This window comes from Actinoplanes sp. NPDC051388, assembly GCF_055586225.1.
The window spans coordinates 412,874-437,462 of record NZ_JBVJIP010000006.1 but is presented as its reverse complement, the minus strand read 5'-3'; the positions used below and the strand labels follow the sequence as shown (position 1 = coordinate 437,462).

Below are 24,589 nucleotides of genomic sequence, written 5' to 3'. Positions count from 1 at the left end.
TGCCGCCGAAGTCGTGGGTCTTGCCGGCGTACCAGGCATGGACGACCTTGCCTTTCTTGCGATCTTCGTCTCGGCGCAGCGGTCGGTGTCAAAGACCTTGCCGTCCAGGATCACGAGCGCCCACCCCGTCGGCATGGACAAGCTGCAGCGCCTCGGTCAGGTCCGGTGCCTGGGCGGCCAGCACACCGACAGCCTCGTCGTGGTAGCGGTACGCGGTGGCCCGGCTGATCCCGGACCCGGCGCCCAGCACGGTGATGTCCTCTCGCTTGCGGAACCATGCGAGGGCGAACAATGCCTGCCGCCAGCAGGTCAACGCCCGGCCGCCCCGACGCGTGCGGCGTGCCTGTCGCTCATCGGAAAGTAACCGCGCCACATCGGCGACAGGTCACGCGGGACGTCGAGCATGGCGTGATAGGCAACCATGTACGACAACCTGACGGAGGTCGTACGCCTGCGTCCGGGGGCGGTGGTGGTGCCGAGCGCGGCGGGCGCGGTGCAGGAGACCTACGAGCTTCTGACACACGCCTTGCGCGAGCCGGTCTCCCCGCGACCCGGATCAGCGTGATCGCGAGTGCGGTCGACCCAAGCCTTCGTCGACGAGTGCCTGCGATCGGTGCGGCGCCAGGCCCGCACCGACGTCCGGTACGGACACACCGCCCCTGCCCAACCGGATCACCCCCCATTCCTCGCTGAGACCACTTCGCTGAGTCAGGGCCGAGGTGAGCCTTTGGCGTTATCGAACAATTCCGCCATCGAGCCGACGACCAATTCGCCGTCTTGATGGTCGAAGTCTCTCGTCGTGACCGTCCCGCCGATCACGGAGGTGTCGGTGAAATCCAGCAGTCCGCTCGTCATCGTGGCACCGTTGAAACTTACGGGTCCGCCTTCGATGGCCGCTTCGGTGAACCACACTCGGGCACCGCCGAAAACGACGTGGCTGAAGTAGAAAGTGCCCTCGACGAAACGAGCTCCGTGGAACGAGACCTTGCCGTCCGTGAAGCATGCGCCGGTGAGGTCGCCGCCGTAGAAGATCGCATCCTCGAAGCTGAAGTTCATGCCCTGCCAGGAGACGCGTCCTCGGCCGGAGCGTTCGAGTGGTGCACACCGGTGACGGTCGGTTTTCTGCGGCGTCTCCGGGTGTTGCGGGGCCGATGGTCATGGCGGTAGCGGCGACGAACGCGACTGGGCGGTGCCGCTGACGATGGGGAGCACCCACCGAGCACCCCACCGCCCAGATCGGCGCCAACTTGCCGGATAACCGCAGGTCAACCCGTGGGCCGCCCGGGACTCGAACCCGGAACCTATGGATTAAAAGTCCACAGCTCTGCCATTGAGCTAGCAGCCCGCGGACAACAGGGTACCTGCGGCCCTCCGGCTCGACCTAAGCCATATCGCGAGATGTCCGTCTGCCCAGCTCAACCCCCGTGTCGGCGGACACGGCCAGCGACCCGAAGCCGGCCACCAGCGCCACGTTCACCGCCACCGCCAGCCACCCGATGTTCGCGATGTGGGCGATCGGCCACGCCACCGCCGACACCGCCAGCAGGCCCACGGTCCAGGCCGGCCGGCTGCGACGCAGCGCCACCGCCGCGAGCAGCAGCGACAGCGGGAAACACAGGCCCAGCGGCTTGATCAGGTTGGCCGCGCCGGGCGCGTCCACCAGCGCCACGGACCCCAGGGACACCTGGATCGTGTCGAACCCGTAGGCCACGTTTCCGGCCACGCCGACGACGCCGATGAACAGCAGGGCGGCGGCGAGGAGGCCGTCGGTCCAGGTGACCACGCGCAGCAGCAGGAACGCGTAGCCGATCGAACCGAGGACCTGCAGCACGCCGGCGGTGGGGTCGTCCCAGCCGCGCAGGGCGTACAGGCCGTCGGCCAGCAGGTAGACGATCGGGCCGATGATGAGGGAAGCGGTCAGCAGGCGGTCGATGGGCGACCCCGGGAGAGTTCTCATGCACGTCAACCTTCCGTGCCGCGAGCGCCGGAGCATCCGGGCCGGCCCGGGAGAACTGCAGGGTCAACCCTGGTCCGGACCGGCGGCCGCGCTGGCACGATGACCGCATGAGGTATGCCGCGGGCCTGGTCACGGCGGTGCTGCTGGCCGGCGGCGCCGCGCTCGGCCTGCACGTGGGCAACCTGCACAACGGGCTGATCGCGGCCTCCTTCACCGCGGTGGGTCTGTTCGTGGTGCACCGCCGGCCGGGCAACCGCGAGGGCCTGCTGTTCGTCGCGACCGGAGTCGCGCACGCGGTGATGTTCGCCGGGCGGCAATACGCCCTGCGCCCGGGTCCGCTGCCGGGCGCCTCGTGGGCCGGCTGGCTCGGCGTCTGGCCGTTGCCGCTCGTGTTGGTCCTGCTCAGCGTCACCGTGCTGAGCTTTCCGTCGGGCCGCCTCCCCTCGCGCCGCTGGCGCTTCGGGCTCGGCGCTCTGGCCGTCGTCGGCCTCCTGCTCGCTGCCGTGTCGGCCTTGTGGCCCGTCGAGTACGCCCGGACAGCGCTGCTCGCCCCGCACCCCCTGAACCTCCCCGGCGCGGCGGCCGCGGATGCCTTCTATCGCATCGCCCGCCCGACCGGCTATCTGCTCTTCCAGCTCGCCGGGGCGGCGGGCCTGGTGCTGCGCCTGTGGAGGGCCCGCGGCGACGAGGCCCGCCAGCTGCGGTGGCTGGTGTTCGCCGCGGTGCTGGCCGCCACCGTGATGGTCGTCGGGCTGACCGTCTGGGATTCGCCGCTGCCGGGAACGTTGACCGTGCCGCTCATCCCGATCGCGGCCGGCGCGGCGATCCTGAAATACCGGCTCTACGACATCGACCCGGTGCTCAACAAGTCACTGGTGTTCGGCGCGATGGCCGCGGTGCTGGCGCTGGCCTACGCGGCGGTGGTGACGTCGGTCGGGCGCCTGTTCGGCGGATACGGCACCCTGGTCGCCACGGCGATCGTGGCGGTCGCGTTCGAGCCGCTGCGCCGGCGGGTGCAGCGCTGGGCGGACCGGGTCGTCTACGGACATCGGGCCACCCCCTACGAAGCACTGTCCCGACTGTCCGCGCAGCTCACCGCCCCGGCGGCCGGCCTGCTCGACGGCATCTGCCGAACCGTGGCGGACGGCGTCGGCGGCCGCGAGGTGGTGCTGTGGACCGGCACCGAGGACCGCCTCCAGGCGATGTCCATCTGGCCACCGACCACGCCCCTGCCGCCCGGCCACCAAACGCTCGCCGGCCTGACGGCAGACCCGGCTGTTCCCGTGATGCACGACGGGCGGTTTCGCGGCGCCATCACCGTACGGAAGGGAAGGGGTGAGGTTTTGTCCGGTCTGGAAAGGCGGCTGGTCGGGGACCTTGCTGCTCAGGCGGGACTCGTGCTCGAACTGCGGGCCACCGCGCAACGCCTGGTGAAGGCCGGCGACGCGGCCCGGCGGCGGCTGGAACGTGATCTGCACGACGGCGCGCAGCAGCGGCTGGTGACCGTCGCGCTGGAGCTCGGCGCGGTGGTGCGGCTGGCCGAGGACAGCGGCGGGACGGAGGTGGCGGCGCGCGCCGACGGGGTGCGCACCCAGCTCCTGGAGGCCACCGCCGAGCTGCGCGAGATGGCCCGTGGCCTGCATCCGGCGGTGCTCACCCAGGACGGTCTCGAAGCGGCGATCGGCTTTCTCGCGGATCGATCCGCGGTGCCGGTGCGGCTGACCGTCACGGTCGACCGGCGGCTGCCGCCCGAGGTGGAGGCGACCGCCTACTTCGTGGTGAGCGAGGGTCTCACCAACGCCGCGAAGCACGGCGGCGCGACGCTCGTCTCGGTGCGCGCCGAGCTCACCGGCGACGGCCTGGTCGTCGAGGTGGCCGACGACGGTGGAGGCGGCGCCGCGGTGCGCCCGGGCAGCGGCCTGGAAGGGCTGGCCGACCGGCTCGCGACGCTCGGCGCGCGGCTGCAGGTCGACAGTGGACCGACCGGCACCCGGCTGGCGACGGTGATTCCGTGCGGGTGATGCTGGCCGATGACGCGGTGCTGTTCCGGGAGGGGATGGCCCGGATCCTGACCGACGTCGGGTTCACGGTGACCGGCCAGGCCGGTGACGGCGGCCGGCTGCTCGACCTGGTCCGCGCCGACCCGCCGGAGGTGGCGGTGATCGACCTGCGGATGCCGCCCGGCTTCGCCGCGGAGGGCATCGAGACGGCCGCGGCGGTCCGCGCGATCGCGCCCGGTGTCGGCCTGATGCTGCTGTCGCAGTACGTCGAGGTGCACCACGCGCTGCGGCTGATGACCGAGTTCGAGGGCGGCGTCGGCTACCTGCTGAAGGACCGCGTCTCGGACCTCGGGGCGTTCGGCGCGGACGTGCGCAAGGTGGCCCGCGGCGAGACGGTGATCGACCCCGAGCTGGTCACCCGGCTGGTCGCCCGGCGGCGCGAGCGGGATCCACTGGAGGCGCTCACCGAGCGGGAGCGCGCCGTCCTCGGCCTGATGGCGCAGGGCCTCTCCAACGCCGCGGTCGCGCACGACCTGCACCTGGCGGTCAAGACCGTGGAGGCGCACGTGACATCGATCTTCACGAAGCTCGGTCTGATCCAGGACGACCGCGAGCACCGCCGGGTGCTCGCGGTGCTCAGATTTCTACGAGCTTGAGACCGGGAGGTGGTGCAGGCCGCGGAGCAGGAGGCCGGGCCGCCAGGTCAGGGTCTCTGCCGGCGCGGCGAGCCGCAGCCCCGGGAAGCGTCGCAGGAGTCCGCCGAACGCCACCTGCGCCTCGAGCCGGGCCAGCGGCGCGCCCAGGCAGTAGTGGATGCCGTGCCCGAAGGCCAGGTGCGGGTTGTGGGCCCGGTCCAGCCGCAGCTCGTCCGGCTCCGGGAAACGGTCGTCGCGGTTGGCCGACAGCAGCAGCACCAGCACCGGTTCGCCGGCCGGGATGATCTGGTCGCCGATCGGCACGTCCTCGGTGGCGATCCGGAAGGTGGCGGTCTCGACCGGGCCCTCGTAACGCAGGAACTCCTCGATCGCGGTCGGCAGCAACGCCGGGTCGGCGCGCAGCCTCGCCCAGCGTGAAGGCTCGCTGAGCAGCAGGAACATGCCGTTGCCGATGAGGTTGACGGTGGTCTCGTGGCCGGCGATGAGCAGCAGGAACACCATCGAGGAGAGTTCCGCCTCGGAGAGCCGGTCCTCCTGGTCGCGCACGTGGATCAGGCCGGACAGCAGGTCGTCGCCGGGGTGCACGCGGCGTTCGGCGATCAGCGCGGCGATGTAGCCGACCAGCGCCTGGATCGCGGCCGGCTGGCTGCCCTGGCCGAACGCGCCGGAGACGATGGTGCCGGACCAGTCGCGGAACCGGTCGCGGTCCTCGGCCGGGATGCCGAGCAGCTCGCAGATCACCTGGATGGGCAGCGGGAAGGCGAGCGCGTCGATCAGGTCGACCCGGTCGCGGCCGGCCATCTCGTCCAGCAGGCCCTCGGTGATCTCCTCGATCCGCGGGCGCAGCTCGGCCACCCGGCGGGCGGTGAAGGCGGCCGAGACGAGCCGGCGCAGGCGGGTGTGGTCCGGCGGGTCGGCGGAGAGCAGGTGCCGCCCGATCGCCTCGCCGATCTCGGACGACGGCCGCACCGCCTTGGACAGGCGTGGGTCGGCCAGGGCGCGCTTGGCGTCCTCGTAACGCGTGATCAGCCAGGCCTGCATGCCGTTGGGCAGACGGACCTGTCGGGCCGGCCCCTGCTCGCGCCATTTCGCATAGACCGGGTGCGGATCGGCCAAGAACCGTGGGTCCGAGAGATCGTCGGTCATCGAAGTCCACGCTACTCCCAGAGTCAGGGAACGCGACCCGCTTACGGCGATACATCGCCTCGTCGGCCGCGCGCAGCAACGCATCCGTGCCGATGCCGGCGGCCACCCCGACGCTCGCCCGCGCCAGCAACAGGGTGCCGTCGACCAGCACCGGCTCGTCCAGGCTGGCCAGGAAGTCGTCGGCGACCAGCTGGGCGGCCGAAGCGCCGGCGTCCGGCACGATCACCGCGAACTCGTCGCCACCCAGGCGCGCGGCGGTCGCGTGATCCGGCACGCAGCGGCCCAGCCGTCGGCCACCGCCTGGAGCACCACGTCACCGGCGTGGTGCCCGTACCCGTCGTTGATGCCTTTGAAGCCGTCGAGGTCGACCAGCAACATCGCGGCCGCGCCGGTGGTCGCGCGCAGCAGCTCGTCGAAGAGCGCGCGGTTGGCCGGCCCGGTGAGCGCGTCGTGGGTGGCCTGGTGCCGCAGCTGGTGCAGCAGTTGCGCGTTTTCCTGGAAGGCGAGCACCTGCCGGGCCACTGCCCAGCGCGGTGGTCGCGAACAGGCCGGTGATCACGACCCAGAAGTCGAAGCCCAGCCCGGAGCGCACGGCCACCGGCAGCAGCCCGAAGCTCACCACCAGAGTGCCGTAGGGCAGCAGGCTGTACTGGCGGCGGGGGCGGTCGCGGCTTCTCGCCGGCAGTTCTGAGCAACTCGTCCTTGCCGTTCTCAGCGGACCGAGGACGTCCACGCCGTGAACCGGCCGTCTTCATACTCGACCCTGACATGCTTCGGGTGGAACGTCTGCCGTTTCGGCCCGCCGTGGTAAGCGACCCTCGGCGCAAGGGCCGAAGCCGCCTCCCGACCGCGATGAGCTGCAGGCGGTGCATGCTCTCGTCGGTTGGGGCATGCCGCTGTGGCAGACGCCCACGAGAGACCGATCAGCTGACAGAACGGATCTTGTCGACTCGCCAGATGAGTAGCCTGCGTCGATCCGGTCAACCTGACGCGTGCTCGAGATTTCATCGGCCGTGACCGGGGACCCGGCCAGAGGCCCGGCGCCGGCGGATGACCAGGCCGGCCCAGGAAACTGCAACCGTGAGCGCGGCGAGGGCTTGTATGAGGACGAGGTAACGCTCGGGATAGATCACACCGGTCAGATACGCGTCGATGAATCCGCCGTCGAGGGCCGAGCCGCCGGCCCGTTCACGGGCCCGGTCCTCCACCCAGGTGAGCGGGCAGTGGAACCGGAACAGAGCGATCCCCAGGCCCCAGCCTGCGGCGACCAAGTGCGCGACGATCGCCTTCGGCCAGCGCCAGGCCAGAAACCCGCCGCTCACCACGAAGACGATAAAGGCGAAGTGCAACACCGTCGCCGCGTCGGCCAGGATGCGCCATCCCATGCTGCCAGTCTGCAATACCTAGACAAACCCTGCCGCCCCAGCGTCCAGGGCCTGCGGCCAGGGCTTTGACTCGAGCCGGCTTGATGACAGGGTCAGCGTGTCGTAACGCAAGTTGGAGACCTCTGCTGCCGACGTCTTGACAAAGAGGTGTCCTTTCGGGTATGACCCCCTCGCGGATGGCCCGGGTAGACCTGAACCGTTGATCTGGCGGCGGCGTGCCAGCATTGACGGTCGTGAAGCCCAGCGTGCGGATGTGGTTTGTTGTCGTGGTGACAGCGGGTGTCGCTGCGGCGGCGGTGTTGTTCCACAAACGGCATCCGGGGGTGGTGACAGAGGAGAGCGTCGCGATCGTCGCCGCAGCGATCGCGTTGATCGCTGCGTATGCGACGTGGCAGGCAGCGGTGGCAGCGCAGACCACCGCGGCGGACGCCCGGAAGGCGTTGATGCTGCCGGTCGGGCCGGCCGCGTCGTGGGCGTTACCGCAATCTGAGGCCTTCGAGAATCAGATCGCCCGCCGCGGCAGTGCCCATCTCGGCCCTGGTGTCGATGTCCGCCAGCAACTCGCTGATCTTCCCGTCGAGTAGATCAAACGCCACCTCGGCCGGAACCCTCACACTGAGCATCTGTACAGCGACGAGGTCGTCCGCGGTGATCAGGTCGCGGGTCGGGGCGCGACGTTGCCTGCGTCGAGGTCGTGGCGGACGGGGGTACTGGACGGTTTGGGCGCATCGCACGTGCCGGCAGGCCTCATCCGGGACGATCTCGAACCCGGTCAGCGGCGCGGCCGGGCAGTGAATGCGCCGGCGGTGAATAGGGCGACGGGTACCGTCCGGTGAGTGCCAGGACCGGCCCCCGCGTCACTGCTGTGACCCCCGGGCCGGTCGCGGATCAGGTGTTGTTGGCGAGGGCGACCAGGCGGGAGCGGTCACCGTTGAAGTGGTTTCGGTCGACGGCGCCGCTGATGCCGGCGATCGTGCCGCTGGCGGTGTATTGCCAGAACGTGTAGTAGGGGGCGCCCGCCGGCAGGGTGCCTGGGGTGCTGGCCCAGCGGGCGATCCACAGCGGATGGTTCGCCCAGGGACCGCTCCAGTTCCCGGTGCAGCTCGTCCACCAGCTGGTGGTGGTGTAAATGACGGCGTACCGGCCGGTGCGGCTGCGGTAGGTGGTGAGGAAGTCGGAGATCCACGTGCGCATGGCGGCCTGGCTCAGGCCGTAGCAGGTCGCGCCGTACGGGTTGAATTCGATGTCCAGTGCGGCGGGCAGAGTGCGGCCGTCCGGCGACCAGGCGCCGCCGTTGCCGGCGAGGTAGTTGGCTTGGACGGCGCCACTGGAGCGGTCCGGCAACGCGAAGTGGTACGCGCCGCGGATCACGCCGGCGTTGTAGGCCCCGACGTAGTTGGTGCCGAAGCTGGGATCCTTGTAGCCGGTGCCCTCGGTGGCCTTGATGTAGGCGAACTCGATGCCGGCGTTGCGCACACTCGTCCAGTTGATCGATCCCTGGTAGCGGGACACGTCGATGCCGGCGGTGGTTGCGGCCTGGGCGGGTGACGCTGTGACCGCCAGTGTGGCGGTCACGGTCGCCGTCAGCGTCACGGCTCCGGCGAGCATCTGGCCTACGGAGCGCCAGGAGAAGCGGGATGTGGTCATCGGACCTCTAGGGGTATGAGAGCGGAACGGTGGCAGTCATTCAAGTCAATGAATACCAGGCGAGGAATGCATGTGTCCGCTACCGGCCAACACGACCGGCAGTGAAGGATGAAGTCGATGGCGGCGATCGCGGGGGTGCCGGGCTGCCCAACATGATGCAGCCTGGCAGGCACCCGGGCCCGGCAACGTTCCGCTTTGCCGAGGGGGTCGAGCTGACAGCACCATGGGGGCTGTGTCATCGACTGCGCCGTCCCGTATCGCGCCGTGGGCCGGGGACGGCCTTCGGTATCACCGGCAGACGCCGTTCCCGGCACTTTCGCTTCGTGGCTTCTCTCTCCTGGTAAGAGTGGGGACACCAGATCTGAACACAGGAGTGGGTTTTCTGAGGTTGGTGTCCCGATGTGGCGGTCCGGCGAATTTCGGACCGTGGAGGCATGACATTTCTCAGATGGACCCTCGTTCCGTTGACCGCCGTCGTCGCTCTGGCCATGTCGTCCGGCACAGCTCAGGCTCAAGCCAAGTTGCCCGCCGAGAGTGGGGTGCTACAGCCGACGCCGGTGAACTGCCAGCGCTATGCACAGCAGAGCCGGTGCTGGTTCCCTTCCTGTCCGGCCTCGCTCCCGATGGGCTTCGTCAGGTTCGCGGGCATGGCCACGCCAACGCCGCAACGCCTGGAGGTGGGCAATTCGGGATGCTGGGTTGGTCCCGGCGGTGAGCCCTGGTGTCCATCCACCTTTGCGACGAGCGCGGCACGAGGCAACGTCGGTCTGGTGGTTGCAGGCTCACCGAGTTGAAGCCCTGTCGTGGTATTGGCCCGGCCGAAACAAAGGTCGGGCCTGCTCGCCTGTCCATGCTCGCGCCGAGCCGTATCGTCCGTGGCGTCAGCTGGTCGTGCCTCGGCTCCATGGTCAATAACCAGGGGGCCAAACGATCCGCGACGCGTCCCTCGATGACCATCTCAGTCGTGGGCAGCGGCGTTCTGTCTCCTCGAAGACTTGGCCCTACTGGCCCTCGTGGCTGAGTCGGTGGGCGAGCTGCGCCAATTCCACTCGGTTGTTGGTACCGGTCTTCCGAAGCATGTTGGAGATGTGCACGCCTACGGTCTTTTGGCTGATAAATAGCGTGCCGGCGATCTCGGCGTAGCTGCGGCCGATCATGACGTGGGCGAGGATTTCGCGTTCGCGGGCGGTGAGGCCGGGGAGCAGGTCCTGCCCGCTCGGTGCCGACTCGCCGGTAAGCGGGACGCGGGCACTGACGCTCAGTGTCGAGAGTTCGGTGAGCAGCGGAACCGCCTGAAGTTCAGAAGCCATGCGGTGTGCCTCGCGAAGCGCCACGAGCCCGGCCGGCCGTGTGGCGCGGTCGGCCAGCGCGCCCTGTGCCTCGCGCCACCGGCAGTACGCCTCGTCCCACACAACGCCGGCCACCGAGCACGATTCGGCCGCCCTGTGCCAGGCCGCAGGCTGGTCGGGCAGGTCAAGGCCGCGGGCGGTCTCGGCCTCGGAAAGGTCTTGCATGGCGGCGACGAGCCGCCGGCGCCAGCGGGTCGGGGTGACCGGCTCGGTGGCCACCGTCGGATGCGCTTTCCGCAGATTGCGGAGCCGGGCCACGACAGCCTCCGGATCGGCGCCGCGGTCCCGGCAGGCCGCCGCAGCGTCGGCCAGTGCCCGGGCGGCAAGAGGCAGCAGCCATTCCGAGTCCATGGGCGTCGACACCTGGGCCAGGCCGGCCAGGGCCGCGGCGACGGCCCCCTCAGTGTCTCCGGCCGCGACCGCCAATTCAGCCCTGACGACGTCGAAGTTGAAGGGCAAGAAGCTGGAGTGCTCCTGGAAAAGCTCCTCGGCGCGGGTCAGATGGGACCGGGCTTCGTCATGACGTCCCTGCCGGGCGGCCAGGCAGGCAGCGGTCAGCCGCCCGCGCGTATCGGCCAGCCGGTTGGGCCGGCCACCGAGCGCCATGCGCAGTTCGGCCACGCACCCGCGCCAATCGCCGGCCATCAGCAGGTGGGCCGCCTCCCATGTGCACATCTCAGCGACCTGGCCGTGCGGTGCGTTGATGTCGGTAAGCGCCTGGTGCGCGCGGTGGAACAGCCCGACATAGTCGCCGAGGTCGGTGGCATCAAGACAGTTGCCGGCGACGTAGGCCGCCTCGATGAGCAGATCGGGATCGCGCGTACGCACCGCGAGGTCCCAGGCCTGCATCGCGTCGGAGGTGCCACCCTCCTCCATCAGGTTGACGCGTGCCAGCGCATGCACGACGAGGGCCCACCCCAGCGCTTCATCGGAGTCACCGGCGCGGGCCAGCCGCAGAGCCTCCCGGGCTGGTTCGATGCCCGTCCGATCATTGTGGAACAACCGGACGTAGGCCAGGGCCGCGGTCGCGATCGTGTGTTCCGGGCTGTCCGGGTGTGGCGCGGACAGCCGCACGGCGTCCTCGATCCCGGCCACACCTGCGAACTCGATGCCGAGATTGAATCGCAGGACCATGCGACGAACCAGCAGCGGGACGACCGCGAGTGGTTCACCGCGCGGATCGAGCAGGGTTAGCAGTCTCTCGGTCGCCGCCAGTTCCTCTGCCTCGAGTCCGGCCCGCCGGGCATACCTGCGAAGCCGCTGCAGGTTTGGCACCGTGGGCCGCAGGTCCGCGGCCCGGAGCAGCAGCCGGTGCGCCTCCACCAGAGCGCCCTCCGCCCCGGCCGCCTCGGCGCCGCGCATTGCCCAGAGATAGGCCTGCTCGACGTCGTTCGCGAGGTGATAGTGGTCGGCGACGCCGATGATCTCGATGGTGTCCAGTGAGTCGAGAGCAGCGGCAGCGGCGGCGAAGCGCGCATGCAGAGACCGCCGCTCGTCCGGTAACAGGTTGTCGATCAGGACCTCGGCCAGCAGCGGGTGCGCGAACCAGTACCGATCTTCGGTGTCGATCCGCAGCACGCCCGCCGCGACGGCCTCGCGCAGCAACGGCACCAGTTGCTCGTCAGTGTCCAGAACCTTCGCGAGCCGGCCGGCGAGCACCGGTCGGCCCGCCACCGCGACGACCTGTGCTAGCTGCCTGGCCGGTGCGGACAGCCCGTGCCAGGTCCGCGCCAGTGCGTCACGAAGCTCGGTCGGCAGCTGCCGTGGCAGTTCCCGCGCGTCCGGCGACACCCCTTTCACCAGGAGACTGCTGAGGTACGGGTTGCCGGCGCTTCGCGCGTGCACCTCGTCCACCAGCGACTCGTGCGGCGGGCGCCCGAACAGGACGGTCAGCTGCTCCCGAGTGCCCAGCCGATCGAGCCGTCCCAGAGCCAACTCGCGGACCCCTGGCATCCGGCGAACATCGGCCAGCCACCGGCGCAACCCGTGCCGTTCGGACTCCTCGCCCTCGCGCAAGGTCATCAGCACGCCCAGGCGGCGGTCCGGGCTTCCGGCAAGGACATACATGAGAACGTCGAGCGAGCTCTGGTCGGCCCACTGCAGATCGTCGATCACCAGCAGAGCCGGACGGCCGTCGGTGGTGCGGTCCAGCCACGAGTCGAACTCGATCACCTTGTCAGCGGCCGTCCAGTCCGGCCCGCCGTCCGCCTGGCGAAACGCACTCCGCAATGGCAGCAGTGGCGTGGCCAGGGACGTCAGCGGCAAGCAGGTCGCCCACATGAGGGTGCAGCGGTCGGCGGCATCCGCGCAGATCCGACGTACGAGCAAGGTCTTCCCGACGCCGGCCTCTCCCGACACCAGCAGCGCCGACGCCGAGCCGGACACAACCGCGTCCACCAGCGCCGTCAGGTCCGCGACCTCCGCATCCCGCCCGGCCACCAGTGTCTTCACGCTCGATGCCGCAAGCGCCACACCACGAGTCTCCCACCACGCCCGCCTTACGTCCGTGCCGCACAGCCTTGATCGCGGAAGCCTGGGAATCTCGTGGGAGACGATGTGGAATCTGGCCAGCCAACGCCGTGGCCGGCAAACGCCCGCCTTGACGTGGACGGCGGGTCGACGGGACGCATCATCGGCCTCGACGCATTGAACATCATAAATGGCATTACAATGTAGCCGCGCCGCCCGGGAGCTGGGCCGGTTGAGCCACTCGCTAACCAGATGACCGGCCCGGACCACCGGCAATGCAGCCGTACTGACCGAATGTCCCCCGGACCGCGCATCGCCTGCCCGGACGAACCTAACTTCACTCGCAATAACCATAGATGCGGACTTTTAATCCGCAGATGCCGGGTTCGAATCCTGGGCGTCCCACCGTTCCTACTCCGGGACCGAGGCCCCGGACGCCCCGCGTTTCGTGGGTTGCGCGGTTCACGCCTTCTTCGCGGCGGAGACGTCGACGCAGACGACTCCCTTGTTGCCGTCCTGGTCGGCGATCACCGTCAAGCCGGGCGCGTTGCTGTCGTCGACGACGGTTCCGCCCGCGGCTACGGCGGCGGCGATTCGTTGCTCGGCCACCTCGGGCGCCACATAAACCTCGACGTGGAACCGCTGGCCCGCGGTCTCGTTCTCCGCGGCGTCCCCGAACCACAGGTTCGGCACCCGTCCGGTGGCGTCCCGGATCTCGTCGCTGGGGGAGCCGTGGCCCTGGGCCTCGGCGTTCCCGGTCAGCAGGGCCGCCCACACCGGGGCGATGGTCGCGGAGTGCGCCGTGTCGAGGCCGAGCTCGATCACGCTGACCGAGGCCGGGTCGGCGTCGGCCTTGTGGTCGGCGGCGATCTCGGTGATCCGGCGGGCGAGGTCGACGTCCTGCTGGGTCACCCATTCGATGACGTACTCGGTGCCGTCGTCGTCGCGGTAGACGGCGTCGTCGGTGATCAGCTTGAGGTCGACGTGACCGTTGCCGATCGACACGCGTGGGTGGTGGCCGATCGCGTCGCCCGCCTCGCCCACCGCGGCGACGAACCGTACGGCGGTGCCGAAGTCGGCGACCCGGTAGCGGGCATGCAGGCCCTGGGCCAGCTTGCGCCACTCGGTCAGGCCGGCCTCGGCGATCTTTTCGCCCATCAGCATGTCCATGGACGGGGACCGTATCCCAGATTCAGCCGCACCGCCTGCGCTCAGAAACTGCCGTTCAGGAGCAACAGGAATGCCGGCGCCGGGTCGTGCACGGTGGTCACGTTCGCGACCAGCACCACCGTCGTGAGCAGCGCGGACAACGCGGAGAAGACGCCGAACCAGCCCAGGACCCGCCGGGTCCGCCGGTCGGCCGACTTCGATCGGGCTCGTGACATCACGACGGTGAGGCAGGCGAGCGCGATGACGACGACGGCCGCGCCCACCGCCTGCACCACGTGGTACCGCGTGAACTCGCCGACCATCACCTCCAGGGCGGGCGGGTTGTAGCCGTCGATCCGGTGCGATCCGGCCAGCTGCGCCCTGGCCTGTTCCAGGGTGCCGGCCAGAGCGGGGTCGGGCGGGCCACCGTCTATCAGCAGCGGCAGGAGTGAGGCGAACGGCGTCACCGAGCTGGTGATGTTCAACATCAGGACGGCCAGGGCGCCCAGTGCGAAAGGTGGAAGGGCGATGCCGGCGACCATGAGGGCGATCCCGCGGGCCTTTCCGCTCCGGTCGTTTCGCAGGAAGGCCCGCCAGACCTGGACCGTGAGCGTGACGAGCACGACCAGCAGCAGCGCGGTGATCGCGACCTTGATCAGGTGCCATCGGAACCAGTAGTCGACGAGCCGTTGCACGGCCGTCGGCCAGACCCGGTCGCCCGATTTCCAGTAGTCGACCAGCGCGGTGCGGAACGCCGCTTCGAGCCGGTCCAATTCACCGAGGTCCGCGTCGCCCGCCAGCTTGGGCGGGCCGACCACGAAGGCGATCACGAGGGCCGGCACGAGGCCGGCCAGCGCAAGCCCGCGTACGCGCGGTGAAGCTTCCAGAATGGACAAGACCGACTCCCTGATCTCCTTGGGTGCGGTCACGTTATTCAACGGCGGCCGTGCCGAACCAGGATGCTGGGGCGAGTCCTGAGGTAGGGCCAGGCATACCCCTGACGCCTTCGGTAGGGTCCGCAGGATGCGGCCACGCATCACTGTCTCGATCTGGGACGGGCCTGCGGCACCGGCGCCGGCGATCCTGATCCATGGCACGTTCAGCTGGGCCACGCTGGCGTTCGAACATCAGCGCCCGCTGGCTCGGCAACGGCGGATACTGCTGCCCGATCGGCGCGGCTTCGGGGCCAGCCCCGACCTCGACGACAGTGACGTGACCAGTGACTACGCGGTCGACGCCGAAGACATCGGCGAGTTGATGGCCGGCGGTGCCCACCTGGTCGGCCACTCCTATGGCGGCACGGTCGCGATGCTCGCCGCCGCGGCCCACCCCGAACTGGTCCGCTCGCTGGCGCTCATCGAGCCGTGCGCCCACACCGTCGCGTCCGACGATCCCGTCGTCGCTCGCGCCATCGAGGACGGCCGCCGCTTCATGGCCGGCGCCCGCCGCGGCACGGCCGAGGAATACATCGACCTCGCCTACGGCGACCGGCCACGCCCCGGGCCGGCGGACTGGCTGCACCGCGCGGCCGCGACGGCTCTGCACGAGCGGCCATGCTGGCTGGCCGATCTGGCAATCGAGCCACTGAGCAGCGCAGAGTTTCCCAAGCTGGTGATCGTCGGCGGGTGGGAAACCACTCCGCCCGGCTTTCGGCCCGGCATGGCAACTCTGATGCAGAGGATCTGCGCGCGTGCCGCCGAACGCATCGACGCAAGGCTCGTCCGGGTGCCCGGCGCCGCACACGAGCCCCAACGCGAACAGCCCCGGACGGTCAACGCGCTGCTCACCGAACTATGGTCCACCGCTTAGGCGAACCCGTGGCTGCGAGTCTGATGGGCGGTGAGCTCCGTCGCGAAGGCGGCCCAATCGCCCTGGGTGGCGGTGTCGAGCAGGGCTCGGTGCTCGTTCATGAGCTGCTGCGGGTCGCTGGAGATGCGGCCGGCGCTGCGCAGGGTGGACAGGTATTGCCGGTCCTGCAGCCGGTCGTAGAACGACAGCATGATGCTGTTGCCGGCGAGTTCGACGAACGCGCGGTGGAAACGCATGGCCAGGACCGCGAACTCGTGGATGTCCCCACTCCGCAGTGCTTTCTCCTGCTGTTCCAGGCTTGCGGCCATTCGCGACGCCAGCTGCGCCCGCTGTGACGCCTCGGCGCGCAGCACGCCGGCGGTCTCCAGGGCGTGTCTGGCCTCGGCCGACTCGCGGACCTCGTCGGCGCTCAGCTCCCGGACCAGAGCGCCGCGCTGGGCATAGATGGTCACCCAGCCTTCGTCCTGCAACCGGGTGAGGGCGGCCCGGATCGGCGTGCGACTCATGGCGAGCGCCGCGGCCAGCTCGTTCTCGCTGAGCATGGTGCCCGGCCTGAACTCGCCCTTCATGATCGCGTCCCGGATGTGCGTGTGCGCACGCTCCCCGGCGGAGGCTCCTCGTGGCACAACGCTCATGCAGACCCCTGACGGACTGTCGAAAAGTGGCAGCCCAAATCATACTGACACGCAACTGGGATACAAGTAGGGTACGAGTATGACCGACGTCTTGACGACCGCCGAGGCACGCCAGGCGCTCTATCGCCGCTCGCTGGCGGTGGTCGTCGTCTCGCAGGTCTTCGGTGGCGCGGGCCTCGCGGCGGGCGTGACGGTCGGGGCGCTGCTGGCCCAGGACATGCTCGGCGACGACGGCATCGCGGGCCTTCCGGCCGCGCTGTTCACCCTCGGCTCCGCGCTCGCCGCCTTCCTGGTGGGCCGGTTGTCCCAGCGGGCCGGTCGTCGTCGCGGATTGGCCGCCGGCTTCTTCGCCGGGGCGATCGGCGCGGCCGGGATCGTGGTCGCCGCCGTCGCCGGCAGCGTGCCTCTGCTGTTCCTCGCACTTTTCGTGTACGGGTCGGGCACTGCCACCAATCTGCAGGCCAGATATGCGGGCACCGACCTCGCTCCGGCGGGCGCCCGAGCCACCGCCGTATCGATCGCCATGGTCTCCACGACGGTCGGCGCGGTCGCCGGACCGCTGTCGGTGAATCTGCTGGGCGATGTGGCCTCCTCGCTCGGGCTGCCGGTTCTGACCGGTCCGTTTCTGCTGGCGGCCGTCGCCTACGCGCTCGCCGGGACGGTGCTGTTCCTGATGCTGCGGCCCGATCCCTATCTGGTCGCCCTGCGCCTGGCCCGGCACGAGGAAACGCCCGTCCGCACGCCGTCAACCGGCAGGTCGATGAACCCGGGTGTCACCGTCGGCGCCACCGTCATGGTGCTCACCCAGGTCGCGATGGTCGCCATCATGACCATGACGCCGGTGCACATGCGCCACCATCACCACAGCCTCGGCCAGGTCGGGTTCGTCATCAGCATGCACATCGCCGCGATGTTCCTGCCCTCGCTGCTGACCGGGCGCCTGGTCGATCGTCTGGGCACGCTGCCGATGGCCGCCGCGGCGGCGGTGACGTTGCTGGCCGCCGGGGTGGTCGCCGCGCTGGCGCCCGGCGACTCGATGCCCTGGCTCACCGTCGCCCTCGTGCTGCTCGGACTCGGCTGGAACTTCGGCCTGATCAGCGGCACCACGCTGATCGTCGACTCCACCGCGCCGGAGACCCGCGCCAGGACTCAGGGCTCGATCGACGTGCTGATCGCCATCGCCGGAGCCGGCGGCGGTGCGGCTTCCGGCCTCATCGCTGACACCACCAGCTACGCGACGCTGTCGCTGGGCGGCGGGCTGCTCGCCCTGCTGCTGATCCCCGCTCTGGCCTGGCAGCGCACCAGACAGCCGGCTGCCGAGGGCGGGCGTCAGGGCTTGCGGCCCACCGCGCAGTAGACGTCGAGGGGTTCGGTGTCCGCCCCCGGCTGCGGCCGCCACTGTGACGTGGACACCACGCCGGGCTCGAGCAGCTCCAGGCCCTCGAAGAAGCCGGCGATCTCCTCGACCGTACGCAGGTTGTAAGGGTGTCCGCTCTCCTTGGCGACCCGCTGGCTCTCCACGCTCTCCGCGCTGGTGAGCGTCCCGTCGCTCACTGCCAGATAGCTGCCGGACGGCACAGCGGCGAGCAGCCGCTGCACGATCGAGCGCGCCTCGGCGTAGTCGGCGACGTTCCCCAGAATGCCGATCATGGTCAGCGCCACCGGCTCGCTGAAGTCGAGCGTCCGGCCGGCCTCGCTGAGGATCCGCTCCGGGTCTTCCACGTTGGAGTCGATGTATGCGGTCTCGCCCTCGGACGAACTCGTCAGCAGCGCGCGGGCGTGCACCAGCACGAGCGGATCGTTGTCGACATAGACGACGCGCGAGTCGGGCGCCACCCGCTGCGCGACCTCGTGGGTGTTGTCGGCGGTCGGGAGGCCGGTGCCGATGTCCAGGAACTGCCGGATGCCCGCCTCACCGGCGAAGAGCGTGACCGCCTGGATGAGGAACCTCCGCTGGGCCCGGGCGACGCTCGCGATCGCCGGGTTGGCCGCACGGAGCGCCTCGCCCAACTCCCGATCGACGGCGAAGTTGTCCTTGCCGTCCAGGAGGTAGTTCCACACCCGGGCACTGCTGGGCCGGCTTACGTCGATGATGGGATCGGTCATCGGGAACCCCTTCGATGCAGCGGCCGTCAGGACCACGATCATAGGCAATGCCGCCGGTCGCCCTCCCGCCGGTCGCCGCTGCCCCTGCCGCGGAGGATGGTCATCGAGGCGGATTGGTATTTCGATGGGTTGGGTAACTAGGGGGCGGCGGGAGATGCCTGCCGTTGAAACGGAGCAAAAGTCATGCTGATTCTGGGACTCATCCTCCTGTTGCTGGGCATTTTCCTGAATGTGTCGATCCTCTACACGATCGGCATCATTCTCCTGGTCATCGGTGCGGTGCTCTGGATCCTCGGTGCTGTCGGCCGCCCGGTCGGTGGCCGAAAAGTATGGTTCTAGCCTTCCGCCGGCAAAGCTGAAAAAGGGCGTCCCGCTTTCGAGCGGGCGCCCTTTCGTACGCCCGGAGCGGCGGGTGGCAGGGTTTGACCATGGAGCTGGACGACTATCAGCGTGGTGCCCTGCGCACCGCCGCGCCGCGGGACAAGCGGAACGAGCTGCTGCACCTGGTGCTCGGGCTGGTCGGCGAGTCGGGGGAGATCGCCGAGAAGTTCAAGAAGTGGGTGCGCGATCTGGACAGCGACGAGACCCGGATCGACCGGGCCGACATCGCCAAGGAGCTCGGTGACGTGCTCTGGTACCTGGCGGTGCTCGCCGACTACCTCGACCTGTCGCTGGACGACATCGCGGCGGCCAACCTGGCCAAGCTGGCCGACCGGCAGCGCCGCGGCGTGCTGGGCGGCCGCGGCGACAACCGCTGAAAGGCGCCCGCCGGTCCGAAGTGATCTGGGCGTAGCCTCGCCGGGCGGCCGGTTCACCCCGGCCAGGCCGGGTTTCGGGCCAGAGCCAGGTCCGGCGTGGTGTCGACGCCGCGTTGCTGCGGCGCGGGCCGGCCGTTGCCGATCAGTCGCTGCCGCAGTGCGGAATAGACGTCGGTCAGGCGGAGCAGGCTGCCGAAACCGGCGTCGCCGTTCGCCAGGAGGGCCACCAGTTCGCCGGTGAACGCCGAGTGCCGGGCGCCCTCGTCGGCGTGGGCCGGTCTCGTCCCGGACGTGGACGTGATGACATAGGTGCCCTGCACGTCGATGACTCCGCTGTGGAAGTCGTCCGCGGACAACGTGCCGATCGCCTTGCCGGCATAACAGCAGTCCAGCACCAGGATCTTGTTCTGTGCGGGACTGTTCCTGATCGCCTTACGAAGCTCCTGATAGGGCAGCGCGGTGAAGACGGATCGCCTGCTCACGGTGCCCGGCAGCCCCAGATACAGCTCACCGTCGGAGCCGATCATGCCGTGGCCGGCGAAGTAGACGAAGAGGGTGTCCTCGATGGTCTCGGCGGTCTCGGCGATCCATCCGCCGACGTCCCGGCCGGGGTTCTCGGCCACGTGCAGCCGGGCGAGGTCGAAGCCGCCGTGCCACCGGTGTGCCAGCAGCGAGCCGAGGTCCCGCAGGTTGTTCGTGACGGCCGGGATGTCGGGCAGATCGGGATCGGCGTACCGGGAGGTCCCGATCAGGATCGCCGCCGACCTGGCCCGATCCGGCAGCCGGCCGCCGCGGTCCGGCCGGGTCGGCGGGACGGCGTCCGATCGCAGCCGGCGCAGCAGTTCCGTGGCGACCGCGGACTCCTGCTGCCGGAGCGAGGTGACCCGCGCCACGTCATGCAGCTGCAGCGCGACGTCGATCTGCCGCTTGAACACGGCCAGCCGCGCTTCGAGTTGTTCTACGGTCGAGCCGTCGTATTCGTGGATCGGCGTCTCCGGCACATACGCGATGACGGGCAGGACCGGCGTGACATCGACGTCCGGGCGCCTCCGCGCGAAGGGCCGGCGCGGACGGTGCTGGGTGACCGGCGTGCGGCCGATCGCCCGGAGGAGATCGGCGCGCATCGCACCCGCGCTCTGATAACGGTCCGCCGGAGCCTTCGACAGGGCCTTCAGCACGATCGCGTCGACGTCCCGCCCGACCTCGCGGTTGATCGAGCTGGGCACCGGCGGACGACTGCGCACGTGCTGGTACGCGACCATCACCGGCGTGTCGCCGAGGAACGGCGGCCGTCCGATGAGCAGCTCGAACAGCACGCAGCCGGTGGCGTACAGGTCGGACCGGGCATCGACCGGCTCGGCGCGCGCCTGCTCGGGCGCCAGGTACTGCACGGTGCCGATGACCGCGTTGTGGTCCGTCAGCTCGAGGTCCTGGCCGCTCAGGTCGTAGGAGATGCCGAAGTCCATCACCTTGACCTTGCCGTCCGGGGTGAGCATCACGTTGCCGGGCTTCACATCGCGGTGGATGACGCCGTGCTGGTGACTCACCTCCAGCGCCACGCAGACGTCCGCGATCAGTTCCAGCGCCCGACGCTGGGGGAGGCGATTCTCGGCGGCCAGCACATCCTTGAGGGTCGGGCCGTTGACCAGTTCCATGACGATGTACGACACCCGTTCACCGGTCGGCGTGAACTCGTCGCCGGTGTCGTAGACGGCGACGATGGTCGAGTGGACCAGGTTCGCCGCGTGCTGCGCCTCGCGCCGGAACCGCTCCTGGAAGGCGTCGTCGCCGGTCAGGTCACGGCGCAGAATCTTGATCGCGACGGGCCGGCCGAGCCGGAGATCGCGTCCGCGGTGCACCTCGGCCATGCCGCCGTAGCCGAGCAGATCGCCGACCTCGTACCTGCCGCCGAGCAGCTTGGGCGTCCGTGTCATCACTCAACCAACTGGCCCGGCCGCGATGGGTTTCGGCCTCAGGCGGCCCGGCCGGATGCTGTCGCCGGGCCGTTGGCGGCGCTCGCGCGCCGCACCATCGACAGATGCGTGCAGCGACGCTGGTGCCGGCCTTCGTCGGAGGGCCGCTGCTCGCGGTGGGTGGCGTTTTCGTCTTCCTGGTCGGCGTCACCGAGCAGAGTCACGCCGATGCGGCCTACGAGATCGCCTTCACCCACGCCGGCGCGGAATGCGGAACGACCGGGCTCAGCCTGGACACCGGCACCGGCCGCCGGCTCGTCTGTAAGCAAGACGAACAGGACGAGCAGAGCGCGGATCCGGTCGGTCTGACCGAGACACAGATCGGCGATCTGCTCGCGCTGGCGTCGATGTTCGGCTCCGACGGCCTCGACGACGCCGAACAACTCTTCCTGCAAGCACGCCTCGACCAGTTCGTGGCCACCGTGCCGGAGCGGGAGCGCAAGTTCGCCGGCGAAACGCTCTTCGGCTGGCGGGTCGCCCTGCTCGGCGCCGTCCTGGTGCTGATCGCGGCCGTTCTGATCATCGCCGGTTGGCGTTCTTGAGATGGCGAACTTCTCATTTCACGCGTCGTGCTGACGATGAACGAGGTGACGGAGGGTGGCGCGAGGTGGAGCAGCACGCGGTCGACGCGGATCGGCTCTCCGCTGCCCTGCTGGAGATCGAGGACGGCCTGCTCTGGGACGCCTTCGAGGCCCGCGACAAGGCCGCGGACCTCGAACGGCAGGCGCTGGCCCTCGGCGACGAGCTGCTGGTGCAGCGCGCCCGGCTGTGCGGCGTCACCATGCAGATGCGTACGGGTGAGCCGGCCGCCGCCGCCCGCGAGCTGTGGCCGATCAACCGCTGGGCCGAACAGCACCACGACCAGATGCTGCGGGCCCGGCTGCACATGATCTGGGCCAGCATCCACCAGCTGCTGGGCGACGCCGCGCAATGCCTCGAGCACGCGCTGAGCTCGGTGGAGCTGCTCGACGACACCTCGACGCCCTACATGCACATCTGGCACCGGCTCAAGCTCGCCGACGCTCTGGCCTCGATGGCCTCGATGGAGGACGCTCGCGTCCGGTACGCCCAGACCGAGGAGTTCTGCCGCCGGTTCGACCGCCCCGACCTGCTGCTCTGGGTGCTCAACAACAACGCGTACACCGAGTTCCTGTCCGGTGACGTGGCCCGCGCCGAGGAGGTCATCCGGCGGATGCATCGGGAGGCGGCGGCGCAGGGCGTCGAGCTGCAGCCGACGATGCTGGACACGATCGGATCCATCCAGATCGAGAACGGACTCTTCGCGGAGGCCGAGAAGTCGCTGCTCAAGTGCATCGAGGTCTACGACGACGGCCGGCTGGAGGACGCCGATTCGCTGGCCGAATACCTGCTCACGCTCGCTCAGGCGCAGCGCGGGATGGGCGCCACCGACCGGGCCCAGGCCAGCCTGGACGAGTGCCGGGCGATCTGTGCCGAACGTGAGCTGGCTCCGGTGCTGCTGCGCGTACACCAGGAACAGGCCGAGTTGCACGCGGCCCGCGGCGATTTCGCCGCCGCCTTCGCCACCCACAAGGTCTTCTTCGCGGCGCACACCAGCCTTTACTCGGCTGATCAGGAGGCCCGGGCGCGCACCCGGCAGGCGATGTTCGAGACCGCGGAGGCCCGCGAGGAGGCGGAGCGGTTCCGCGAGCAGGCGCGGCGCGACCCCCTGACCGGCCTGCGCAATCGACGGTACGTGGACGAGCAGCTGCCCGGCCTGATCCAGCGCGACCCACTGCTCACCCTGGCCATCGTCGACCTGGATCACTTCAAGCAGATCAACGACCGCCTCTCCCACGAGGTCGGCGACCAGGTGCTGGTGCGGGTGGCCAAGCTGATGGAGACCGAGCTCGCCGCGATGTGCCCGGACGGCTTCGCCGCGCGGCTGGGCGGCGAGGAGTTCCTGCTGGCGCTGCCCGGCACCGAGCTCGACGCGGCGGTCCGGCTGCTGGACGAGATCCGGGCGACGGTCGGCGCCTATCCGTGGCGCCGGATCACCGCGGGTCTGCCGGTCACGGTCAGCATCGGGGCGGCGACCATCGCCGAGGCTTCGACGCCGACTCAGGCGAGCCTGCTGTCCACAGCGGATCGCAATCTCTATGCGGCCAAGCACGCCGGCCGCGACCGCGTGGTCTCCGCTCTCCACTCTCCGGACTCGCTGGTCACCGCGTCCTGAGCCGTCGCCGGGTCGTTGGACGAGGATGCGACGACGAACCCTGGTGACCGGTGGCGCGGTGGTGGCGGCCGCGGCATTGTCCGGTGCCGTGCTGGGCCGCAAGGGCACGCCGCCGCCGGAACCACCGCCGGTGCCGGCCGGCGACGAGCGGCTGGAGCAGCGATTCTCCGCCGCGAGCGGCCGGCCGGTGGACTTCTACACGGCCGTGCCGGACGGCCACGGCGACGGGCGCGGCCTGCCGGCTCGCCGCGTGGGGCTGGTCGATGGGCGGATCCGGCTCGCTGCTGCTGGCCGAGACGTTCCCCGGCTTCGTGCGCTCGGTGGCCGCGTTCTCCCCGGCGGTCACCCCCGGTGACGCGGTGTTCGCGGGCGTCTCGCGGCTGGCCGGCACCGCGATCGGGCTGTGGTGCGGCCGAGACGACAACCTCTACGACAACGTGCGATCGCTGGCCAAGGCGCTGCCGGCCCTGCCGGCGGCCGGCGACTACGGGCCCGGCAACCACAACTTCGGCTACTGGGCGACCGCGATCCCGGCCGCGTTCGCGTTCGTCGCCGCCGGCCTGGACGCCGCACCTCGCCCGGTCGTCTCGTCCGGCTAGGACGAACGGCGGCGGACTCCGACCGCAGGCACCATTTCGCGCGCTTCGACGACACCGTTGAGGATGTGTGTCATACGACCCGAGCCCGCCGCCACCCGTCGTGGCCGGCCTGCCGACCCAGCCGTACAGCCCGATGCCCGGCGGACACCATCCGCCGCAGCAACCGCCGAAGAAGCGAAAGAAGTGGCCGTGGATCGTCGGTGGGCTGCTGTCGCTGGTGATCCTCGGCTGCGTCGGAGCGATCGCCGTCGTCGGGGCGGGCACCAAGGCGGTGTCCGACGGGCTGCAGGAGATCGACGCCAACGGACAGGGCAAGAACGCCGTCGCCGGAAAGATGGACCGGCCGATCCGGGACGGCAAGTTCGAGTTCACCGTCACCGGGCTGAAGTGCGGCGCGAAGTCGGTGGGGCCGGACGGCTTCGGCCAGAAGGCGCAGGGCGAGTACTGCTTCGTCGAAACCACGATCAAGAACGTCGGCAAGGACGCCGAGATCTTCGTGGACTCGTCGCAGAAGGCCTATGACGCCGCGGGCACCGAATTCTCGGTGGACTCCGGCGCGGCCGTCTTTGCGAACGAGAAGTCGTCGACCTTCCTGGAGCAGATCAACCCGGGCAACAAGGTGACCGGCAAGCTGGTGTTCGACGTGCCGCCGGGCACGAAACTGGCGTCGGTGGTGCTGCACGAGTCGATGTTCTCGACCGGGGTGAAGATCCCGCTGAAGTGACGGTGGGCTGACCGGTTCCACACAGTTGTTCGC

25 protein-coding genes, 1 tRNA gene and 1 pseudogene are annotated in these 24,589 nt (G+C 69.8%); 12 read left to right on the top strand and 15 right to left on the bottom strand.

Annotated elements, in window-relative coordinates; genetic code table 11:
* Positions 1-88: 88 nt before the first annotated feature.
* Entirely contained in the window at positions 89-313 is a 225-nt protein-coding gene (locus ACZ6TI_RS18590) for a hypothetical protein (protein ID WP_465346290.1), read from the bottom strand.
* Positions 314-421: 108 nt separating this feature from the next.
* On the opposite strand from ACZ6TI_RS18590, the gene ACZ6TI_RS18585 reads away from it, so the two are divergent.
* On the top strand, positions 422-565 hold the full coding sequence (locus ACZ6TI_RS18585; RefSeq protein ID WP_465346289.1) for a hypothetical protein: 144 nt from the start codon (positions 422-424) through the stop codon (positions 563-565).
* Positions 566-708: 143 nt separating this feature from the next.
* Here the strand turns inward: ACZ6TI_RS18585 and ACZ6TI_RS18580 are convergent, their stop codons facing one another.
* The 3 genes from ACZ6TI_RS18580 to ACZ6TI_RS18570 form a co-directional block, all read right to left on the bottom strand.
* A complete protein-coding gene (locus ACZ6TI_RS18580) occupies positions 709-1,056 on the bottom strand; it encodes a pentapeptide repeat-containing protein (RefSeq protein WP_465346288.1) in 348 nt (115 codons plus the stop codon).
* A gap of 217 nt (positions 1,057-1,273) precedes the next feature.
* Positions 1,274-1,345 (bottom strand) — tRNA-Lys (locus ACZ6TI_RS18575).
* A gap of 36 nt (positions 1,346-1,381) precedes the next feature.
* Positions 1,382-1,957, bottom strand: a complete 576-nt coding sequence (locus ACZ6TI_RS18570; RefSeq protein ID WP_465346287.1) for a hypothetical protein — start codon at positions 1,955-1,957, stop codon at positions 1,382-1,384.
* 107 nt (positions 1,958-2,064) lie between these two features.
* Here ACZ6TI_RS18570 and ACZ6TI_RS18565 point away from each other — a divergent pair, with 107 nt between their 5' ends.
* Together ACZ6TI_RS18565 and ACZ6TI_RS18560 are read left to right on the top strand one after the other, a co-directional pair.
* The gene (locus ACZ6TI_RS18565; RefSeq protein WP_465346286.1) at positions 2,065-3,978 is read left to right on the top strand and encodes a sensor histidine kinase; all 1,914 of its coding nucleotides are present in this window, start codon (positions 2,065-2,067) and stop codon (positions 3,976-3,978) included.
* A complete protein-coding gene (locus ACZ6TI_RS18560) occupies positions 3,969-4,613 on the top strand; it encodes a response regulator transcription factor (RefSeq protein ID WP_465346285.1) in 645 nt (214 codons plus the stop codon). The genes ACZ6TI_RS18565 and ACZ6TI_RS18560 overlap by 10 nt, the downstream gene beginning before the upstream one ends.
* On the opposite strand, the gene ACZ6TI_RS18555 is transcribed toward ACZ6TI_RS18560, so the two are convergent.
* The 8 genes and pseudogenes from ACZ6TI_RS18555 to ACZ6TI_RS18520 form a co-directional block, all read right to left on the bottom strand.
* Entirely contained in the window at positions 4,602-5,759 is a 1,158-nt protein-coding gene (locus tag ACZ6TI_RS18555) for a cytochrome P450 family protein (RefSeq protein ID WP_465346284.1), read from the bottom strand. The two genes, ACZ6TI_RS18560 and ACZ6TI_RS18555, sit on opposite strands and share 12 nt — an antisense overlap.
* A gap of 97 nt (positions 5,760-5,856) precedes the next feature.
* Positions 5,857-6,269: pseudogene (locus ACZ6TI_RS18550) on the bottom strand (diguanylate cyclase domain-containing protein); the annotation flags it as partial.
* 494 nt (positions 6,270-6,763) lie between these two features.
* Complete coding sequence (locus tag ACZ6TI_RS18545; protein ID WP_465346283.1) at positions 6,764-7,144, bottom strand: DUF2784 domain-containing protein; 381 nt, start codon at positions 7,142-7,144, stop codon at positions 6,764-6,766.
* 476 nt (positions 7,145-7,620) lie between these two features.
* A complete protein-coding gene (locus tag ACZ6TI_RS18540) occupies positions 7,621-7,767 on the bottom strand; it encodes a hypothetical protein (RefSeq protein ID WP_465346282.1) in 147 nt (48 codons plus the stop codon).
* A gap of 265 nt (positions 7,768-8,032) precedes the next feature.
* A complete protein-coding gene (locus ACZ6TI_RS18535) occupies positions 8,033-8,791 on the bottom strand; it encodes a GH25 family lysozyme (protein WP_465346281.1) in 759 nt (252 codons plus the stop codon).
* Positions 8,792-9,792: 1,001 nt separating this feature from the next.
* Positions 9,793-12,591, bottom strand: coding sequence for a helix-turn-helix transcriptional regulator (locus tag ACZ6TI_RS18530; protein WP_465346280.1), 2,799 nt, complete (start codon positions 12,589-12,591; stop codon positions 9,793-9,795).
* A gap of 480 nt (positions 12,592-13,071) precedes the next feature.
* Positions 13,072-13,779: a 4a-hydroxytetrahydrobiopterin dehydratase gene (locus ACZ6TI_RS18525; RefSeq protein ID WP_465346279.1), complete on the bottom strand. Its 708-nt coding sequence runs from the start codon at positions 13,777-13,779 to the stop codon at positions 13,072-13,074.
* 41 nt (positions 13,780-13,820) lie between these two features.
* Positions 13,821-14,654, bottom strand: a complete 834-nt coding sequence (locus ACZ6TI_RS18520) for a hypothetical protein (RefSeq protein ID WP_465346278.1) — start codon at positions 14,652-14,654, stop codon at positions 13,821-13,823.
* A gap of 127 nt (positions 14,655-14,781) precedes the next feature.
* Here ACZ6TI_RS18520 and ACZ6TI_RS18515 point away from each other — a divergent pair, with 127 nt between their 5' ends.
* The gene (locus ACZ6TI_RS18515; protein WP_465346277.1) at positions 14,782-15,567 is read left to right on the top strand and encodes an alpha/beta fold hydrolase; all 786 of its coding nucleotides are present in this window, start codon (positions 14,782-14,784) and stop codon (positions 15,565-15,567) included.
* On the opposite strand, the gene ACZ6TI_RS18510 is transcribed toward ACZ6TI_RS18515, so the two are convergent.
* Entirely contained in the window at positions 15,564-16,202 is a 639-nt protein-coding gene (locus ACZ6TI_RS18510; RefSeq protein WP_465346276.1) for a GntR family transcriptional regulator, read from the bottom strand. The two genes, ACZ6TI_RS18515 and ACZ6TI_RS18510, sit on opposite strands and share 4 nt — an antisense overlap.
* Before the next feature lie 79 nt (positions 16,203-16,281).
* On the opposite strand from ACZ6TI_RS18510, the gene ACZ6TI_RS18505 reads away from it, so the two are divergent.
* On the top strand, positions 16,282-17,559 hold the full coding sequence (locus ACZ6TI_RS18505) for an MFS transporter (RefSeq protein WP_465346275.1): 1,278 nt from the start codon (positions 16,282-16,284) through the stop codon (positions 17,557-17,559).
* Here the strand turns inward: ACZ6TI_RS18505 and ACZ6TI_RS18500 are convergent.
* On the bottom strand, positions 17,532-18,308 hold the full coding sequence (locus ACZ6TI_RS18500) for an SAM-dependent methyltransferase (RefSeq protein WP_465346274.1): 777 nt from the start codon (positions 18,306-18,308) through the stop codon (positions 17,532-17,534). The genes ACZ6TI_RS18505 and ACZ6TI_RS18500 overlap by 28 nt on opposite strands.
* A gap of 183 nt (positions 18,309-18,491) precedes the next feature.
* Between ACZ6TI_RS18500 and ACZ6TI_RS18495 the strand changes: the two genes are divergently transcribed.
* Both ACZ6TI_RS18495 and ACZ6TI_RS18490 read left to right on the top strand, forming a co-directional pair.
* Complete coding sequence (locus ACZ6TI_RS18495) at positions 18,492-18,647, top strand: hypothetical protein (protein WP_360207379.1); 156 nt, start codon at positions 18,492-18,494, stop codon at positions 18,645-18,647.
* Between the two features lie 89 nt (positions 18,648-18,736).
* Complete coding sequence (locus ACZ6TI_RS18490; RefSeq protein WP_465346273.1) at positions 18,737-19,066, top strand: nucleoside triphosphate pyrophosphohydrolase family protein; 330 nt, start codon at positions 18,737-18,739, stop codon at positions 19,064-19,066.
* Between the two features lie 53 nt (positions 19,067-19,119).
* On the opposite strand, the gene ACZ6TI_RS18485 is transcribed toward ACZ6TI_RS18490, so the two are convergent.
* Positions 19,120-21,000: a caspase, EACC1-associated type gene (locus ACZ6TI_RS18485; RefSeq protein ID WP_465346272.1), complete on the bottom strand. Its 1,881-nt coding sequence runs from the start codon at positions 20,998-21,000 to the stop codon at positions 19,120-19,122.
* A gap of 104 nt (positions 21,001-21,104) precedes the next feature.
* On the opposite strand from ACZ6TI_RS18485, the gene ACZ6TI_RS18480 reads away from it, so the two are divergent.
* The 5 genes from ACZ6TI_RS18480 (at position 21,105) to ACZ6TI_RS18460 (ending at position 24,556) form a co-directional block, all read left to right on the top strand.
* The gene (locus ACZ6TI_RS18480; protein ID WP_465346271.1) at positions 21,105-21,581 is read left to right on the top strand and encodes a hypothetical protein; all 477 of its coding nucleotides are present in this window, start codon (positions 21,105-21,107) and stop codon (positions 21,579-21,581) included.
* Positions 21,582-21,646: 65 nt separating this feature from the next.
* Positions 21,647-23,233, top strand: a complete 1,587-nt coding sequence (locus ACZ6TI_RS18475; RefSeq protein ID WP_465346270.1) for a GGDEF domain-containing protein — start codon at positions 21,647-21,649, stop codon at positions 23,231-23,233.
* A 25-nt stretch (positions 23,234-23,258) separates the two neighbouring features.
* Positions 23,259-23,588, top strand: a complete 330-nt coding sequence (locus ACZ6TI_RS18470; RefSeq protein ID WP_465346269.1) for a hypothetical protein — start codon at positions 23,259-23,261, stop codon at positions 23,586-23,588.
* Positions 23,497-23,832 carry an alpha/beta hydrolase gene (locus tag ACZ6TI_RS18465; protein ID WP_465346268.1) on the top strand — a complete coding sequence of 112 codons (336 nt, stop codon included), beginning with the start codon at positions 23,497-23,499 and terminating at the stop codon, positions 23,830-23,832. Before ACZ6TI_RS18470 ends, ACZ6TI_RS18465 begins: the two co-directional genes overlap by 92 nt.
* A gap of 67 nt (positions 23,833-23,899) precedes the next feature.
* A complete protein-coding gene (locus ACZ6TI_RS18460; protein ID WP_465346267.1) occupies positions 23,900-24,556 on the top strand; it encodes a DUF4352 domain-containing protein in 657 nt (218 codons plus the stop codon).
* The last annotated feature ends 33 nt before the right edge of the window (positions 24,557-24,589 follow it).

Coding starts and splice junctions, on each gene's coding strand:
- ACZ6TI_RS18505 (WP_465346275.1), top strand. CDS start 16,282: ATGACCGACGTCTTGACGACCGCCGAGGCACGCCAGGCGCTCTATCGC.
- ACZ6TI_RS18490 (WP_465346273.1), top strand. CDS start 18,737: ATGGAGCTGGACGACTATCAGCGTGGTGCCCTGCGCACCGCCGCGCCG.
- ACZ6TI_RS18515 (WP_465346277.1), top strand. CDS start 14,782: ATGCGGCCACGCATCACTGTCTCGATCTGGGACGGGCCTGCGGCACCG.
- ACZ6TI_RS18585 (WP_465346289.1), top strand. CDS start 422: ATGTACGACAACCTGACGGAGGTCGTACGCCTGCGTCCGGGGGCGGTG.
- ACZ6TI_RS18470 (WP_465346269.1), top strand. CDS start 23,259: ATGCGACGACGAACCCTGGTGACCGGTGGCGCGGTGGTGGCGGCCGCG.
- ACZ6TI_RS18555 (WP_465346284.1), bottom strand. CDS start 5,759: ATGACCGACGATCTCTCGGACCCACGGTTCTTGGCCGATCCGCACCCG.
- ACZ6TI_RS18500 (WP_465346274.1), bottom strand. CDS start 18,308: ATGACCGATCCCATCATCGACGTAAGCCGGCCCAGCAGTGCCCGGGTG.
- ACZ6TI_RS18495 (WP_360207379.1), top strand. CDS start 18,492: ATGCTGATTCTGGGACTCATCCTCCTGTTGCTGGGCATTTTCCTGAAT.
- ACZ6TI_RS18565 (WP_465346286.1), top strand. CDS start 2,065: ATGAGGTATGCCGCGGGCCTGGTCACGGCGGTGCTGCTGGCCGGCGGC.
- ACZ6TI_RS18485 (WP_465346272.1), bottom strand. CDS start 21,000: ATGACACGGACGCCCAAGCTGCTCGGCGGCAGGTACGAGGTCGGCGAT.
- ACZ6TI_RS18570 (WP_465346287.1), bottom strand. CDS start 1,957: ATGAGAACTCTCCCGGGGTCGCCCATCGACCGCCTGCTGACCGCTTCC.
- ACZ6TI_RS18540 (WP_465346282.1), bottom strand. CDS start 7,767: ATGCTCAGTGTGAGGGTTCCGGCCGAGGTGGCGTTTGATCTACTCGAC.
- ACZ6TI_RS18580 (WP_465346288.1), bottom strand. CDS start 1,056: ATGAACTTCAGCTTCGAGGATGCGATCTTCTACGGCGGCGACCTCACC.
- ACZ6TI_RS18480 (WP_465346271.1), top strand. CDS start 21,105: ATGCGTGCAGCGACGCTGGTGCCGGCCTTCGTCGGAGGGCCGCTGCTC.
- ACZ6TI_RS18545 (WP_465346283.1), bottom strand. CDS start 7,144: ATGGGATGGCGCATCCTGGCCGACGCGGCGACGGTGTTGCACTTCGCC.
- ACZ6TI_RS18510 (WP_465346276.1), bottom strand. CDS start 16,202: ATGAGCGTTGTGCCACGAGGAGCCTCCGCCGGGGAGCGTGCGCACACG.
- ACZ6TI_RS18525 (WP_465346279.1), bottom strand. CDS start 13,779: ATGGACATGCTGATGGGCGAAAAGATCGCCGAGGCCGGCCTGACCGAG.
- ACZ6TI_RS18465 (WP_465346268.1), top strand. CDS start 23,497: ATGGGCGGATCCGGCTCGCTGCTGCTGGCCGAGACGTTCCCCGGCTTC.
- ACZ6TI_RS18535 (WP_465346281.1), bottom strand. CDS start 8,791: ATGACCACATCCCGCTTCTCCTGGCGCTCCGTAGGCCAGATGCTCGCC.